Genomic DNA, 16697 nt, shown 5'->3' with positions numbered 1-16697 from the left:
TAGTCTCAGTCAGACCAGACGGTCACACAATACAAAGATGTGCTAAGTATAGTCTCGTTTAATTTCTGCCAGGTAATAAGACCCGTCAATAGAACAGAATCTTACCCGTATTTGGCGCTCACGGGAATTATTCCGTGATTAACGTCCCTTCTTTTTCGCCCATCACCACACGACGCAGCGCGCCTGGTTTGTTCATGTTGAAAACACGAATCGGCAGTTTGTGGTCACGAGCCAGCGTGAACGCCGCCAGATCCATCACTTTCAGCTCTTTATCCAGCACTTCGCTGTAGGTCAGCTGATCGTACATGGTCGCGGAAGGATCTTTTGCCGGATCGGCAGTGAATACGCCATCCACTTTGGTCGCTTTCAGTACGACATCCGCTTCAATTTCGATCCCGCGCAGACAGGCCGCAGAGTCGGTAGTGAAGAACGGGTTACCCGTACCTGCAGACAGAATCACAACACGGTTATTACGCAGCAGGCTAATCGCCTCGGCCCAACTGTAGTTGTCGCACACGCCGTTTAAAGGAATTGCCGACATCAGGCGGGCGTTCACATAGGCGCGGTGAAGCGCATCACGCATTGCCAGGCCGTTCATGACGGTGGCCAACATGCCCATGTGGTCGCCCACAACGCGGTTCATCCCCGCTTTTGCCAGACCCGCGCCACGGAACAGGTTACCACCGCCAATCACCACACCAACCTGAATACCCAGTTCAACCAGTTCTTTGATCTCCTGAGCCATACGATCCAGTATGCTTGCATCAATACCGAAGCCTTCCGTACCCTGCAGAGCTTCGCCGCTTAATTTAAGCAGAATGCGTTTATAGACGGGTTTTGCATTGGTAGCCATGTTTCTTTCCTGAGACTGTCAACGATTGATATGAGTTAATTCCGGCGACATTGTACGTCGCATTTCAGCGCAGACGCCAGGCGTCGGCTGATTTTACAAGAGAGGCGCAAAAAGAAGCCGCCCTCAGGCGGCTCCTCAGGAAAATCAGGACTGCTTAGACATCGCAGCAACTTCTGCTGCAAAGTCAGTCTCGACTTTCTCAATGCCTTCGCCCACTTCAAAGCGGATGAAGCCAGTCACGTCAGCGTTGTGCTCTTTCAGCAGTTGGCCAACAGATTTGCTCGGTTCCATGACGAAAGGCTGACCAGTCAGAGAAACTTCGCCGGTGAATTTCTTCATGCGGCCTTCAACCATTTTCTCTGCGATTTCTTTCGGCTTACCGGACTGCATCGCGATGTCCAGCTGTACCTGGTACTCTTTCTCTACCACGTCAGCAGACACGTCTTCCGGCTTAACGAATTCCGGCTTGCTTGCCGCAACGTGCATCGCCAGCTGTTTAACCAGCTCTTCGTCAGCGCCTTTAGCGGCAACCAGAACGCCGATGCGCGCACCGTGCTGGTAAGAACCCAGAACGTCGCCTTCCAGGGAAGCGACGCGACGAATGTTGATGTTCTCGCCGATTTTCGCTACCAGAGCAACGCGCTCTTCTTCGAACTGTGCTTTCAGAACTTCTACGTCAGTGATTTTGCCAGCAACAGCGGCGTCCAGCACTTTGTCAGCAAATGCCTGGAAGCCAGCATCTTTAGCCACGAAGTCAGTCTGGCAGTTAACTTCCAGAATGAAAGCGACGTTGCCGTTGATTTTGGTTTTGATTACGCCGTCAGCAGCCACGTTGCCTGCTTTTTTCGCCGCTTTGATAGCGCCGGACTTACGCATGTTTTCGATTGCCAGCTCAATGTCGCCATTCGCTTCAGTCAGCGCTTTTTTGCAATCCATCATGCCTGCGCCGGTACGCTCACGCAGCTCTTTTACCAGGGATGCGGTAATTTCAGCCATTCTAAAATCCTCGAAAGATTTGATCTGCCCGGCATCAAACCGCACAGATATAAAAGTGAAAAAGGGGGCCATATACAGGCCCCCTAACCAAACGTGATACTACCTGGTCTATAAGGGCTCTCCCCTTCATATTTCGAGCCGCAGGCGCGTTGCCTTCACTCGCTCATCCCGGTCACTTACTGATGTAAGCTCCCGGGAATTCTCGAGCTTGCCGCCTTCCTGCAACTCGAACTATTTTAGGGAGTTATCAAGCCTTATTACTCGGCTTCTACGAAGCTTTCTTCCGCCTGGGAAGCCAGATCCTGAGAACGGCCTTCACGAACGGTTGCAGCGACAGCGCCCAGGTACAGGCTAACAGCACGGATTGCGTCATCGTTACCCGGGATAACGAAGTCAACGCCGTCCGGATCAGAGTTGGTATCAACGATAGCAAATACCGGGATACCCAGGTTGTTCGCTTCTTTGATAGCAATGTGCTCGTGGTCAGCATCGATAACGAACAGAGCGTCCGGCAGACCGCCCATGTCTTTGATACCGCCCAGGCTGTTTTCCAGTTTCTCAAGCTCACGAGTACGCATCAGCGCTTCTTTCTTGGTCAGCTTTTCGAAAGTACCGTCCTGAGACTGAGTTTCCAGGTCTTTCAGACGTTTGATGGACTGACGAACTGTTTTCCAGTTAGTCAGCATACCGCCCAGCCAGCGATGGTTCACGAAGAACTGGTCGCAGCTGTTAGCAGCTTCTTTCACCGCTTCGCTTGCAGCGCGTTTAGTACCAACGAAAAGGATTTTACCTTTACGAGCAGAGATCTTGTTCAGTTCAGCCAGAGCTTCGTTGAACATCGGTACAGTTTTCTCAAGGTTGATGATGTGAACTTTGTTACGCGCGCCGAAGATGAAAGGCTTCATTTTCGGGTTCCAGTAACGGGTCTGGTGACCAAAGTGAACACCAGCCTTGAGCATGTCGCGCATGGAAACAGTTGCCATGATTTAAAACCTCTATAGATTAAGTTGGGGTTATGCCTCCACGTATCCCATATTACCGACCCCAAAGGGCACCCCGGAATATGTGCCGATACGTGTGTGTTGTTACACAAAGTGAGATTTGTCGCTCCCGTCCATCGTGTGTAGTCTTCGAATGGATCGGAAGTCCGGCGCGCTTTATACCACAAATACGCCACCGACACCAATAATTGTTGGCACTCAGTGCTGAATTGAACGATGAATTTCGTGTTACAGGCAGGCGGCAAATTTTTGCATCCCCGGGAGCTTACGGCCAGTAAGTGACTGGGGTGAAAAAATGTCGCCAACGCACCTGTGGCACGAAAGGCGAAGTTCAGAATGATTCTCAATTTGGCAGGGCACACCCCTGACTGATACCATTGTCAGCACTTACACAATTATTGCCGAAATCATCGGCACTGATGGACAGAATTCATGGCTATCTCTATCAAGACATCTGAAGACATCGAAAAAATGCGCGTCGCGGGCCGTCTGGCAGCCGAAGTGCTGGAAATGATCGAACCGTATATCAAACCGGGCGTCACCACCGGCGAACTGGACCGTATCTGTAACGATTACATCGTTAACGAACAACACGCGATCTCCGCCTGCCTCGGCTACCACGGCTATCCGAAATCCGTCTGTATCTCTATTAATGAAGTGGTGTGCCACGGCATTCCGGATGACGCTAAACATCTGAAAGATGGTGATATCGTCAACATCGACGTGACCGTGATTAAAGATGAATTCCACGGCGATACCTCGAAGATGTTTATCGTCGGCAAACCGACCATTCTGGGCGAGCGTCTGTGCCGCGTCACGCAAGAGAGCCTATATCTGGGCATCAAAATGGTGAAACCGGGCATCCGCCTGCGCACCATTGGCGCCGCCATCCAGAAATATGCCGAAGGCGAAGGTTTCTCCGTGGTACGTGAATACTGCGGACACGGTATTGGTCGCGGCTTCCATGAAGAACCGCAGGTGCTGCATTATGATGCAGACGATGGCGGCGTCGTGTTGCAGCCTGGCATGACCTTTACCATTGAACCGATGCTGAACGCCGGGGATTACCGTATCCGCACCATGAAAGACGGCTGGACGGTAAAAACCAAAGACCGCAGCTTGTCTGCTCAGTACGAGCATACTATTGTGGTAACGGAAAACGGCTGTGAAATTCTGACGCTGCGTAAAGATGACACCATCCCGGCGATCATCACACACGACGAATAATGTTTTGCCTGATGGCGATGCCTTCGCATCTTATCAGGCCTACAAATTACACCTTTACTCAAAATCATTCGAGTTGCCTCAAGGCGGCAAGAGAGTGAATCTTCAGGAGCGTACATAAGTACGTGACTGGAGTGAACGAGCGCAGCCAACGTAGAAGCAACGTGAAGGATGAAGAGTAAATACGTAGGCCGGATAAGGCGTTCACGCCACCATCCGGCTTTTTAATGGGTGGCGCATATGAATACTCTTCCTGAACAGCACGCGAATACCGCACTCCCCACCCTCCCTGACCAGCCGCAAAACCCTGGCGTCTGGCCGCGCGCTGAACTAACCGTCGCCGGTATCAAAGCCCGCATCGACATCTTTCAACACTGGCTGGGAGAGGCATTTGACAGCGGCATTTGTGCTGAACAGCTTATTGAAGCCCGAACCGAATTTATCGACCAGTTATTGCAACGCCTGTGGATTGAGGCCGGTTTCGGTCAGATTGCCGATCTGGCGCTGGTCGCTGTCGGCGGCTATGGACGCGGCGAACTGCATCCGCTTTCCGATATTGATCTGCTCATTTTAAGCCGCAAAAAGCTGCCCGATGAACAGGCGCAAAAGGTCGGCGAGCTGCTGACTTTACTTTGGGACGTCAAGCTGGATGTCGGACATAGCGTACGTACGCTGGAAGAGTGTCTGCTGGAAGGTCTGTCTGATTTAACCGTTGCGACAAACCTCATCGAAACGCGCCTGCTGATCGGTGATGTCGCTCTGTTTCTGGCACTGCAAAAACATATTTTCAGCGAAGGTTTTTGGCCGTCCGACAAATTTTACGCCGCCAAAGTAGAAGAGCAGAACCAGCGCCACCAGCGCTATCACGGTACCAGCTATAATCTGGAGCCGGATATTAAAAGCAGCCCCGGCGGCCTGCGCGATATCCATACATTGCAGTGGGTCGCCCGACGTCACTTCGGCGCCACCTCGCTCGATGAGATGGTGGGATTCGGCTTTTTAACCCCGGCTGAGCGCGCGGAGCTCAACGAGTGCCTGCATATCCTGTGGCGCATTCGCTTTGCGCTACATTTGGTGGTCAGCCGCTACGATAACCGCCTGCTGTTCGACCGCCAGTTAAGCGTCGCTCAACGCCTTAACTACAGCGGCGAGGGCAATGATCCGGTTGAGCGGATGATGAAAGACTACTTCCGGGTTACGCGCCGGGTGAGCGAACTTAATCAGATGCTGCTTCAGCTATTTGACGAGGCGATTCTGGCGCTGCCTGCGGATGAAAAACCGCGTCCTGTTGACGATGAGTTTCAACTGCGCGGCACGCTTATTGATCTGCGTGACGACACGCTGTTTATCCGCGAACCGCAAGCGATCCTGCGCATGTTTTATATGATGGTGCGCAATAGCGCGATCACCGGCATCTACTCTACGACGTTACGCCACTTGCGCCACGCCCGCCGCCACCTGAGCCAACCGCTGTGTTACATCCCGGAGGCGCGCACTCTGTTTCTGAGTATGCTACGCCATCCCGGCGCGGTCAGCCGCGGCCTGCTGCCTATGCATCGCCACAGCGTACTGTGGGCTTATATGCCGCAGTGGTCGCACATCGTCGGACAAATGCAGTTTGACCTGTTCCACGCATACACGGTGGATGAACACACCATCCGCGTAATGCTCAAACTGGAGAGCTTTGCGAAAGAAGAGACACGCCAGCGCCATCCGCTATGCGTCGATCTCTGGCCGCGGCTTCCCCATCCGGAACTGATCCTGATCGCCGCGCTGTTCCACGATATTGCGAAAGGACGCGGCGGCGACCATTCGGTACTGGGCGCGCAGGATGTACTCACCTTCGCCGAACTGCACGGTTTGAACTCACGCGAAACGCAACTGGTCGCCTGGCTGGTGCGCCAACACCTGCTGATGTCAGTCACCGCCCAGCGCCGCGACATCCAGGATCCGGAAGTCATTAAGCAGTTTGCCGAAGAGGTGCAAACCGAAACACGGCTGCGTTTTCTGGTCTGCCTGACCGTCGCGGACATTTGCGCGACCAACGAAACCTTGTGGAATAGCTGGAAACAGAGCCTGTTGCGCGAGCTGTACTTCGCCACTGAAAAACAGCTCAGGCGTGGAATGCAAAATACGCCGGATATGCGTGAGCGCGTGCGTCACCATCAGCTTCAGGCGCTGGCGCTGCTGCGAATGGACAATATTGATGAAGCCGCGCTGCACAAAATCTGGACCCGCTGTCGCGCTAACTATTTTGTTCGTCATAGTCCAAATCAGCTCGCCTGGCACGCACGCCATTTATTGCAGCACGATCTGAGCCAACCGTTAGTGTTGCTCAGTCCGCAGGCCACGCGCGGCGGAACCGAAATTTTTATCTGGAGTCCGGACAGACCCTATCTGTTTGCCGCCGTCTGCGCCGAGCTGGACAGGCGTAATTTAAGCGTCCATGACGCGCAGATCTTTACCACTCGCGACGGCATGGCAATGGATACGTTTATCGTTCTGGAACCAGACGGCAACCCGCTGGCGGCGGATCGCCATGACGTTATTCGCACCGGTCTTGAGCAGACCATTACGCAGCGTAGCTGGCAGCCGCCGCAGCCGCGTCGGCAACCGGCAAAGTTACGGCACTTTACGGTCGAAACGGAAGTCAATTTTCTGCCCACCCATACCGACAGAAAATCATTCATGGAATTGATCGCGCTCGATCAACCTGGTCTGCTGGCCAGGGTCGGACAAATTTTTGCCGATCTGGGAATTTCGCTTCATGGCGCCCGAATTACAACCATTGGTGAACGAGTAGAAGATTTATTCATAATCGCCACAGCGGATCGGCGCGCACTTAATAATGTGCTGCAACTTGAGGTACAACAACGGTTGACAGCGGCCCTCAATCCAAACGATAAAGGGTAGTGTGTTTATTTATATGAAAGAGTTTAACAATGCAGCAGTTACAGAACGTTATTGAGACCGCTTTTGAGCGCCGCGCCGATATTACGCCGGTTAATGTAGATACCGTGACCCGAGAGGCGGTAAACCAGGTCATTTCTCTACTTGATTCCGGCGCGCTGCGTGTCGCAGAAAAAATCGACGGTCAGTGGGTCACTCACCAGTGGTTGAAGAAAGCGGTTCTGCTCTCTTTCCGTATTAACGATAACCAGGTTATCGACGGTGCGGAAAGCCGCTACTTCGATAAAGTCCCGATGAAATTCGCTGATTACGACGAAGCGCGTTTTCAGAAAGAAGGCTTCCGCGTCGTTCCGCCTGCGGCCGTTCGTCAGGGCGCATTTATCGCCCGCAACACCGTGCTGATGCCGTCTTACGTTAACATCGGCGCCTACGTTGACGAAGGTACCATGGTTGACACCTGGGCGACGGTGGGTTCCTGCGCGCAGATTGGTAAAAATGTTCACCTTTCCGGCGGCGTAGGTATCGGCGGCGTACTGGAGCCGTTGCAGGCTAACCCGACCATCATTGAAGACAACTGCTTTATTGGCGCGCGTTCTGAAGTCGTGGAAGGCGTCATTGTCGAAGAAGGTTCCGTCATTTCCATGGGGGTATACCTCGGCCAGAGCACCAAAATCTACGATCGCGAAACCGGTGAAGTTCACTATGGCCGCGTACCGGCGGGCTCCGTGGTCGTTTCCGGCAACCTGCCGTCAAAAGACGGCAAGTACAGTTTGTACTGCGCGGTGATCGTGAAAAAAGTCGACGCCAAAACGCGTGGTAAAGTGGGCATTAACGAATTATTGCGCACTATTGATTAAGCGAGTGAAAAGTGGGGGCAACAGCCCCCTTTGCATTACGGCGAATGCGGTAACACGGTTTCCGGCGCAATCTTTGCCGCAAACGCCGAAGCCAACGCAGTCAAAACGACATAACCGGCAACCAACGCCCAACTGTTATCATAGACTGCGCTTAACGCCTTAGCGATAAACGGCGTGAATCCCCCTGCCACAACCGCCCCCAACTGAGCGCCAATTGATGAACCGCTGTAGCGTACAGGCGGATGAAACAGTCCGGCGAAAAAAGAAGGTTGCACGGCATTCAGTGAATTATGACCAATGTTAATAAGCAGAACGTAGCCCATTGTCATCAGTATGAGCGAACGGCTTTCCAGCAGCCAGAAAAAGGGAAAAGCCATTGCCGCGACAAAAAGCGCGCCGAAAATATACACCTGACGGCAGCCACGCCGATCCGACATGATGCCAAATAGCACGTGCATGGGATACGCCAGCAGACAGGTGAACATTACAATGTACAGAATAGTCAGGCTGGCAATCCCAAGCTGCGTCGTCGCCCAGGAAACCGCGAAGACGGTAGCAAGAAAAAAGGGAACGCTTTCCGCAAAACGCAGAATTATAATCAGCAAAATGCTGCGCCATTGTTCTCGTACCACTTTGACCACCGGCCTTTCTTCTTTTTGCTGCCTATGATTAATGGCCTGCTGCTTTTTAAACGCACGGAAGACAGGCGTCTCATCCAGACGATGACGCATATATAATCCAGGCAACACCAAAAGCGCACTGAGCAGAAAAGGAATACGCCATCCCCACGATAACAACGCCTCCTTCGGTAATTGGGTCACGACTATAAATACGCCTGTCGCCAATAATTGTCCCGTGAGTCCTCCTGTTTGCGATAGCGCGCTTAACCGCCCCCGGTGCTTTCCAGCAGCATATTCCACGACCATCAACATGGCGCCTCCCCATTCGCCTCCAACCATAAATCCCTGTAGAAAACGCAGAATAACCAGTAAAGCAGGCGCCAGCGCGCCAATACTGGCGTAAGAAGGCAGGCAACCGATGAGAAACGTGACCGCGCCCATCCCACCTAACGTGATTAATAACGTGTTTTTACGCCCAAGCGTATCTCCCCTGTTGCCAAAAAATAGCGCGCCCAGCGGCCGGGAAATAAATCCCACGCCGAAACTGGCAAAAGAAGATAACGTTGCAGTCAATGGGCTGGCGCCAGGGAAAAAAAGCGGGCCAAATACCAGCGCGCTTGCCAGGCCGTATAATAGAAAATCATAATATTCAATGGAGTTTCCTATCCAGGCGGAAATCACCACCCGGCGAATAGTAGCATTATACGTTCCGGACACAGACTCCGCCTCTCAAGGTTATCGACCACTACCTCCGGTCAATTTTCCACACTGACCTCAAACGCTTTCTCTATAAACGGAATATCGCGTTGAATTACTTAAGCTATCAATAACCGCCGCCCTTTTGCTCATGACGTTGCCGAGACGTCTTCTGCGATCAACCGCGCTTTTTTTGTATACATTGGTGGCGAAAAACCAATTTTTCGTTAATTATTCAAAAGTTATAGTGTGATGAAGGATACCGCTATGTATGACAATCTAAAAAGTCTGGGCATTACCAATCCTGAGGAAATCGATCGTTACAGCCTGCGGCAAGAAGCCAATAACGATATCCTGAAAATCTATTTTCAAAAGGATAGAGGTGAATTCTTTGCTAAAAGCGTGAAGTTTAAGTATCCACGCCAGCGTAAAACGGTGGTGGCCGATGGCATCGGTCAGGGTTATAAAGAAGTACAGGAGATTAGCCCTAACCTACGCTATGTGATTGACGAGCTGGACCAAATCTGCCAGCGCGACCGCTCAGAACTCGATCTCAAACGTAAGATCCTCGACGACTTGCGCCATCTGGAAAGCGTCGTCGCGAATAAGATCAGTGAAATCGAAGCCGATCTGGACAAGCTTACCCGTAAGTAAGCTGTGTGTTGCCGGATGGCGACGTGTTACGCCTTATCCGGCCTACAGATATATCCCGGTAGGCCTGATAAGCGTAGCGCCGCCGGGCTTAACGCTGTTCATCCAATTGCAGCGCCACATACAGCAACAGCCGATCGTCAAAATTTCCCAAATCCAGCCCGGTCAGTTCCGAAATACGATTTAGCCGATATTCCAACGTATTACGATGAATAAACAGCGCCTTAGAGGTCGCCAGCGGCTGGACATTATGGCGAAACCACGCCGTCAGCGTCCGACGTAATAACCCGTTGTTATCCATCGCTTTGAGTTTTACCAGCGGGCGCGCCAGCTCATTGGCCTGCCAGCCGCCACGCAGGCTATCTAACAGAACCGGCAGCATCAAATCCTGATAAAAATAGCTGCGGCTTTCTGGCATCCGCTGTTTGCCGACCATCATCGTGGTGCGCGCCGTGCGGTATGAGCGTGCAATACTGCCCGGCCCGGTAAAGTAATTGCCCAGCGCTACGCGAAAACGTAGCTGACCATTCTCTTTCATTCGCGAGATAAGCTGCTCTACGCGCTTACGATGATCTTCAGCATCCCAACGACCAAACGAGTTTAAGGCGGGTTTAAGCACCACCATCTCGGTGAGAGAAACAATGGCTATCAGGTTGTTACGCTCCGGCGTGGTAAGCGCATTCTGCAACTGCTGAAGTTCCGCCATTGCGCTATCGACGCCAAGCTGGCCGCTGTCGACTTCCACCACCGCCGCCACACGCGGCTGGTTCAAATCGATCCCCAAACGCTGCGCCCATTCCACCAGCGCCGGCGTATTTTCTTCGGCCTGAATCAGGTTCATTACCAGCTCTTCGCGCAAACGGCTATCCTGCGCCAAAAGGTGCATTAACCGCGACTGCTCCAGCATCATTTCGGCAGTCATACACACCAGTTCGCCATATTTACGCAGATGCTCTGGTTCGCCGGTGAGGCCGATCACGCCGACAATTTCGCCCTCAAGACGTAAGGGAAGATTAATCCCCTGACGCACCCCGTGCAGGTGTCGCGCCACGGCGTTGTCAATATCCACAACCCGGCCCTGCGACAGCACTAACAGCGCGCCTTCGTGCAATTCACCAATACGTTCCCGATCGCCGCTGCCGATAATACGCCCGCGGGCATCCATTACGTTGATATTGGTATCGATGATGCGCATAGTGCGCGCCACGATATCCTGCGCCATTTTGGTATCAAGATGCCAGCCAGCCATAAATCCCTCCTGTGAGCAGAGCACAAGCATAAGGAAGATGACAGGTCTCGACATTGTGCAAATGCACAAAACGGTGCAAATAAGTATGGAGTTGTGGGGGGTTTCACAGAAAAGGGTTGCCCCCTTCCATGGCGGAAGGGGGACAAAGGTGATTACTGCATCAGCAAATAAATAGAACTATCACCACGCTGAATATTCAGCGCCAGAACCGACGGTTTGCTGTCGAGAATCTTACGCAGCTCGGCGATATTTTTCACCGGCTGCTGGTTAGCGCCGATAATGACATCGCCTTTTTTGAGGCCAATTTGCGCGGCGGGTGAATTCGCTTTCACGCTGCTCACCACAACGCCTTTATCCTGGCCTTTATTGCTCATTTCAGCGCCTTCAATCCCGCTGAAGATGGTGCTGGAATCAACCTGACTCTGGCTGCTCTGCTGCAGTTCCAGATTAACCGTAATCGCTTTACCTTCACGCAGCAGACCGAGGCTGATTTTGCTGCCGACCGGCATAGTGCCGACCTGAGCGCGCAGCGCCGCAAAGCTGCTGATCGGTTTACCGTTCAGCGAGGTAATGACATCCCCGGCTTTGATACCCGCTTTCGCTGCGGACGAATTCGGCATCACCTGGCTGACGAACGCGCCACGCTGGGCATCGACTTTCATCGCTTTCGCCAATTCGGAATTCAGCTCAGTCCCCATGATCCCCAGTTCGCCGCGTTTCACCTGGCCGTATTCCACCATCTGCGACGTCAGGTTTTTCACCATGTTACTGGGGATAGCGAAGCCAATACCGATGTTGCCGCCGTCCGGCGCCAGAATCGCGGTGTTAATACCGATCAGCTCACCGTTCAGGTTCACCAGCGCGCCGCCGGAGTTACCACGGTTAATCGCGGCGTCGGTCTGAATAAAGTTCTCGTAATTTTCTACGTTCAGGCCGCTACGCCCCAGCGCCGAAACGATACCTGACGTCACCGTTTCGCCCAGACCAAACGGGTTACCAATAGCGACGGTATAATCCCCCACGCGCAGCGCGTCGGAGTCCGCCAGCTTAATCGCCGTCAGATTCTTCGGATTCTGAATTTGAATCAGCGCGATATCAGAACGCGGATCTTTGCCTACCACTTTAGCATCGAATTTACGCCCATCGCTAAGCTGTACTTTAATCACGCTGGCGTTATCAACCACGTGGTTGTTGGTGACGACGTACCCCTTCGCGGCGTCAATAATTACGCCGGAACCCAGCGCCATGAATTTCTGTTGTTGACCGCCGTTGCCGCCGTTACCGCCGCCCTGGCAGAAGGGAGAATTCTGGAACGGAGAACCGTCCTGGCAGAACGGGGAGTCATCGCCAAAGAACTGCTGGAAATTACGCGGCATACGCGGCGTATTCACCGTGGTGCTACCTTCTACATTAATACTGACCACCGATGGCATCACTTTTTCGAGCATCGGTGCCAGGCTTGGCATCTGCTGGGCAGTCATTGCTGAAGAGGACGTTTCAGCCGCCGTGGCAGACAGAGGCGACAATGCCAAACCTAAACTCAGAGCCAGTGCACTCATTGCTAATGTGGTTTTTTTCATGTGTTTCAATCTCGATTAACAGGTAACGCAAAATTGCTGTGTACGTCAGATTCATTTTATAACGCGAAGTTCCGGAATAAAGTTTCTGGAAAAAGTAAAAATTTATTGTCCATCTTTACAAAAGTCCATTTACTGTTCGACCGCCATCAAACGCCGATATTCATCCCATGCGTAAAGGTCAGTCATCCCGCTGATATAATCCTGAATCAACCGACAGCGATAATAATATTCCAGTACCGGGTACTCCGCCGAATCCGTGGGTAATTTACTGACGACTTCCACGTAGGCCAAACGATGGCGCGTAGAAAGTTTCTGAAATAAGCGCGATTCTATGGGGAAGCGTTTCAACCGTTCTTTTTTCACCAGCTCGCGAAAGTCGTTAAGCGACAGGCTTAATAGCGGCTGATAGATATCTAATAATCCGCTGATCACCCGGTATCCCTGTAGTTCAAGCTGTTCTACATCCGGATGGCTAAACACATGTTCAACCGCCACATTCTTATAGAGTTCAAGCAGGCGGCTAAAACCGCTGGCATCTTCCAGCAGCGCCTGATTGAAGGTACCGGCAAAAATCTGCGGCAAATTATCAATAAAACGCTGAGCGGCATAGGGCACCAGTTTATTTAATGTATTTACCCGTAAATACATAAAAAACTGATCTTCGGTACTGCGGCTTAATGTATTGGCGCGTGATTTTTCCCACGCATTTCCTACCACCAGCTCAAACAGCGAATCCTTCTCATGGTGGCCCCACGCGTGATATAAATGGTGATAAAGCTGCTCAACGCTAAAGATTCTTTTCTCTACCGCGTCTTCAAGATCGGCGACACAATAAGAAATATCATCTGCGGCTTCCATAATCCACGTTAATGGAAAGCGACTGTAAGGCGCTAACTGAAGTTCTTTACGTAACCTCGCAATATACTTCTCTTCAGAAAGATAATAGCCCGGTTTCTTCATTAAATAGCGATGGGAATCCGGCACCGGCCCTCGCCACCATGCCGGACGGGTATATTTTAAAATTCCGCCAACCTGCGCCCAGGTAAGATTCATCCGCATGAGCGTATGCACCAGACGAATTCCCTGTGCATTGCCTTCAAAATGGCAGATATCCTGACGTACCTTGCGGCGAATATCGTTCAGATTTTCTTCGCCTTCCTGTAACCGTAGCGAGGAAACCACACAACGATCATGCGTGAGCGGCTGACTTTCCGCATCTTCCGGATGCAGCCGCTGACGAAACCAGTCATTGATCGCCGCCTCGCCAAAATGACCGAACGGCGGATTACCGATGTCGTGCATCAGGCAGGCCATTTCCACAATACTTTCAAAGGGACCGGTCAGCGTATCCAGACCGTACTCCTCCAGTCGGTTTTGCTCTTTCAGGCGGCTTAAAATCTCTTTCGCGATATAACGCCCTACCTGCTGCACCTCCATCGAATGCGTCAGGCGAGTACGCACCGCGGCATTGCGCTCCAGCGGGAAAACCTGCGTTTTTTGCTGCAAACGGCGTATAGCCGGAGAGTTGATAATCCGCCCGCGATCGCTTTCAAAAATCCGCAGGATCTCATGTTCCGTCTTTACGCCCTGCGGTGAACGATAACGACGATGCCAGTTAATTTTATTTCGGAAATCGATCGATGCCATATCCTCTCCCCGCCTGAGAAATGCGCTTCCCCATAAGCGCATGATAAACTATGCCCCCAAAACTGACTTATCGCGAGTAAATCTATGAAAATCGGCATCATTGGCGCAATGGAAGAAGAAGTTACGCTGCTGCGTGACAAAATTGACAACCGTCAGACGATTACGCTGGGCGGCTGCGAAATTTACACCGGCCAGTTGAACGGCACCGAAGTGGCGTTGCTGAAATCCGGTATCGGTAAAGTCGCGGCGGCGCTGGGCGCAACGTTGCTTCTGGAGCACTGCAAGCCGGACGTGATCATCAATACCGGTTCCGCAGGCGGTCTGGCGTCCACGCTGAAGGTCGGCGATATCGTCGTCTCTGACGAAGCGCGTTACCACGACGCTGATGTGACCGCTTTCGGCTATGAATACGGGCAATTACCGGGCTGTCCGGCCGGATTTAAGGCCGATGACAAACTGATCGCCGCCGCGGAATCCTGCATCAGGGAGTTGAATCTGAACGCGGTACGCGGCCTTATTGTTAGCGGCGACGCGTTTATTAACGGCTCCGTCGGGCTGGCGAAAATTCGGCATAACTTCCCCGACGCGGTCGCCGTAGAGATGGAAGCCACCGCTATCGCCCACGTCTGCTATAACTTCAACGTGCCGTTCGTGGTGGTACGCGCTATTTCTGACGTGGCCGATCAGCAATCGCACCTCAGCTTTGACGAATTCCTCGCGGTGGCGGCGAAACAGTCGACTCTGATGGTCGAAACGCTGGTACAGAAACTGGCGCATGGCTAAGCAAATGTTCAGGGCGCTGGTCGCCCTGCTGCTTACGCTCCCGGTGTGGCTTTACGCTGCGCCGCGCGTAATTACCCTCTCTCCCGCCAATACGGAGCTCGCTTTTGCCGCCGGGATTACGCCCGTTGGCGTCAGCAGCTATTCCGACTACCCGCCCGAAGCGCAAAAAATAGAACAGGTCTCTACCTGGCAGGGAATGAATCTGGAACGCATTGTGGCGCTGAAGCCGGATCTGGTCGTCGCCTGGCGCGGCGGTAATGCGGAACGCCAGGTAAACCAACTGACGTCATTAGGTATTAAGGTCATGTGGGTGGACGCGGTAAGCATCGAACAGATCGCCGACACGCTCCGTCAACTGGCCGCCTGGAGCCCGCAGCCGGAAAAGGCTCAGCAGGCAGCGCAGACATTGCTAAACGAGTACGCCGCACTCAACGCCGAGTATGCCGGTAAAGCTAAAAAGCGCGTCTTTCTTCAGTTTGGCATGAATCCTCTGTTTACCAGTGGTAAAGGGTCTATTCAACATCAGGTTTTGACGACCTGCGGCGGAGAAAACGTCTTTGCTGACAGCCGCGTGCCGTGGCCGCAAGTCAGCCGTGAACAGGTGCTGGCAAGGCATCCCCAGGCCATTATCGTGGCCGGAAAAGCGGGCGAAATTCTCAAAATTGAACAATACTGGGGAAACCTGTTAAAAATTCCGGTTATTCCGCTTAACAGCGACTGGTTTGAACGCGCAAGCCCGCGTATTATCCTCGCCGCAAAACAACTCTGTAATGCGCTTTCACAGGTGAATTAGAGCCTGTCTTACCAGGCTCCCAGTGGGGATTCGACAATGCTCGTCTATTGGCTGGATATTGTAGGCACGGCTGTATTTGCTATCTCTGGCGTGTTGCTGGCCGGGAAATTACGTATGGACCCGTTCGGCGTCCTGGTGCTCGGCGTCGTTACTGCCGTCGGCGGCGGGACAATCCGCGATATGGCGCTGGATAACGGCCCGGTATTCTGGGTTAAAGATCCTACCGATCTGGTCGTCGCCATGGTCACCAGTATGCTGACCATCCTGCTGGTTCGTCAGCCAAGACGTCTGCCGAAATGGATGTTGCCGGTACTGGATGCGGTCGGGCTGGCGGTGTTTGTCGGCATTGGGGTGAATAAAGCCTTCCTCGCTGAAACGGGGCCATTAGTGGCTGTCTGTATGGGCGTGATTACCGGCGTCGGCGGCGGGATTATTCGCGATGTTCTGGCACGCGAGATCCCCATGATCCTACGCACCGAAATCTATGCCACGGCCTGTATTATCGGCGGGATTGTTCACGCTACCGCGTTTTATACGTTTTCAGTACCGCTGGAAAGCGCCAGCATGATGGGTATGGTCGTCACGCTGTTCATTCGGCTGGCGGCCATTCGCTGGCATTTGAAATTGCCGACGTTTGCCCTGGATGAAAACGGACGTTGATATTGTTTTGCCCGATGGCGCTACGCTTATCGGGCCTACAGGAAAGATGTTGTAGCTACCGTCTTGAACGTCAAGCGGTAGCTACATAATTTTCATCCCACGGAAGCCGCGTTTTCAACACGCCGAAGCATAAATGTACCAGTTTGCGCATCACAGCTCCCAGCGCGGCTTTCTTCG

At 52.7% G+C, this 16697-nt stretch carries 14 protein-coding genes and 1 pseudogene; 7 read left to right on the top strand and 8 right to left on the bottom strand.

Features of this window, described 5'->3' with window-relative positions:
* Window positions 1-127: 127 nt before the first annotated feature.
* From pyrH to rpsB, 3 genes are all read right to left on the bottom strand, one after another.
* A complete protein-coding gene (gene pyrH, locus ACH0WD_RS22985) occupies window positions 128-853 on the bottom strand; it encodes a UMP kinase (protein WP_000224567.1) in 726 nt (241 codons plus the stop codon).
* Between the two features lie 144 nt (window positions 854-997).
* A complete protein-coding gene (tsf, locus tag ACH0WD_RS22980) occupies window positions 998-1849 on the bottom strand; it encodes a translation elongation factor Ts (protein WP_000818123.1) in 852 nt (283 codons plus the stop codon).
* Window positions 1850-2106: 257 nt separating this feature from the next.
* A complete protein-coding gene (rpsB, locus tag ACH0WD_RS22975; protein ID WP_000246886.1) occupies window positions 2107-2832 on the bottom strand; it encodes a 30S ribosomal protein S2 in 726 nt (241 codons plus the stop codon).
* Between the two features lie 450 nt (window positions 2833-3282).
* Here rpsB and map point away from each other — a divergent pair, with 450 nt between their 5' ends.
* The 3 genes from map to dapD all read left to right on the top strand — a co-directional run bounded on the left by map (window position 3283) and on the right by dapD (window position 7841).
* Window positions 3283-4077: a type I methionyl aminopeptidase gene (gene map / locus ACH0WD_RS22970; protein WP_001018214.1), complete on the top strand. Its 795-nt coding sequence runs from the start codon at window positions 3283-3285 to the stop codon at window positions 4075-4077.
* A gap of 237 nt (window positions 4078-4314) precedes the next feature.
* A complete protein-coding gene (glnD, locus tag ACH0WD_RS22965) occupies window positions 4315-6987 on the top strand; it encodes a bifunctional uridylyltransferase/uridylyl-removing protein GlnD (protein WP_001094522.1) in 2673 nt (890 codons plus the stop codon).
* Between the two features lie 29 nt (window positions 6988-7016).
* Window positions 7017-7841, top strand: coding sequence for a 2,3,4,5-tetrahydropyridine-2,6-dicarboxylate N-succinyltransferase (gene dapD, locus ACH0WD_RS22960; protein ID WP_001186676.1), 825 nt, complete (start codon window positions 7017-7019; stop codon window positions 7839-7841).
* Between the two features lie 35 nt (window positions 7842-7876).
* Here dapD and ACH0WD_RS22955 read toward each other — a convergent pair whose 3' ends face one another.
* On the bottom strand, window positions 7877-9178 hold the full coding sequence (locus ACH0WD_RS22955) for an MFS transporter (RefSeq protein WP_000017179.1): 1302 nt from the start codon (window positions 9176-9178) through the stop codon (window positions 7877-7879).
* 246 nt (window positions 9179-9424) lie between these two features.
* Between ACH0WD_RS22955 and ACH0WD_RS22950 the strand changes: the two genes are divergently transcribed.
* Complete coding sequence (locus ACH0WD_RS22950) at window positions 9425-9811, top strand: DUF3461 family protein (protein WP_000272193.1); 387 nt, start codon at window positions 9425-9427, stop codon at window positions 9809-9811.
* 88 nt (window positions 9812-9899) lie between these two features.
* On the opposite strand, the gene cdaR is transcribed toward ACH0WD_RS22950, so the two are convergent.
* From cdaR to dgt, 3 genes are all read right to left on the bottom strand, one after another.
* Complete coding sequence (gene cdaR / locus ACH0WD_RS22945) at window positions 9900-11057, bottom strand: DNA-binding transcriptional regulator CdaR (RefSeq protein WP_000929458.1); 1158 nt, start codon at window positions 11055-11057, stop codon at window positions 9900-9902.
* 152 nt (window positions 11058-11209) lie between these two features.
* Window positions 11210-12637: a serine endoprotease DegP gene (degP, locus tag ACH0WD_RS22940; RefSeq protein WP_000753958.1), complete on the bottom strand. Its 1428-nt coding sequence runs from the start codon at window positions 12635-12637 to the stop codon at window positions 11210-11212.
* A 129-nt stretch (window positions 12638-12766) separates the two neighbouring features.
* On the bottom strand, window positions 12767-14284 hold the full coding sequence (dgt, locus tag ACH0WD_RS22935; RefSeq protein ID WP_000146456.1) for a dGTPase: 1518 nt from the start codon (window positions 14282-14284) through the stop codon (window positions 12767-12769).
* An 84-nt stretch (window positions 14285-14368) separates the two neighbouring features.
* Between dgt and mtnN the strand changes: the two genes are divergently transcribed.
* From mtnN to ACH0WD_RS22920, 3 genes are read left to right on the top strand one after another with little or no spacing between them, the layout of a single operon-like run.
* Window positions 14369-15067 (top strand): 5'-methylthioadenosine/S-adenosylhomocysteine nucleosidase, encoded by a 699-nt coding sequence (mtnN, locus tag ACH0WD_RS22930; protein ID WP_000689822.1) that lies wholly within the window; start codon window positions 14369-14371, stop codon window positions 15065-15067.
* Window positions 15060-15860 (top strand): vitamin B12 ABC transporter substrate-binding protein BtuF, encoded by an 801-nt coding sequence (gene btuF / locus ACH0WD_RS22925; protein ID WP_001118838.1) that lies wholly within the window; start codon window positions 15060-15062, stop codon window positions 15858-15860. The genes mtnN and btuF overlap by 8 nt, the downstream gene beginning before the upstream one ends.
* 36 nt (window positions 15861-15896) lie before the next feature.
* The gene (locus ACH0WD_RS22920; RefSeq protein ID WP_000964234.1) at window positions 15897-16520 is read left to right on the top strand and encodes a TRIC cation channel family protein; all 624 of its coding nucleotides are present in this window, start codon (window positions 15897-15899) and stop codon (window positions 16518-16520) included.
* Window positions 16521-16590: 70 nt separating this feature from the next.
* Here the strand turns inward: ACH0WD_RS22920 and ACH0WD_RS22915 are convergent.
* A pseudogene (locus ACH0WD_RS22915) lies at window positions 16591-16697 on the bottom strand (IS110 family transposase); the annotation flags it as partial.

The organism is Salmonella sp. 2020_1395, from assembly GCF_043848115.1.
Lineage (GTDB): Bacteria > Pseudomonadota > Gammaproteobacteria > Enterobacterales > Enterobacteriaceae > Salmonella > Salmonella enterica.
Note: the sequence above shows the minus strand (reverse complement) of the source record. Positions and strands in the feature narration are given on the sequence as shown.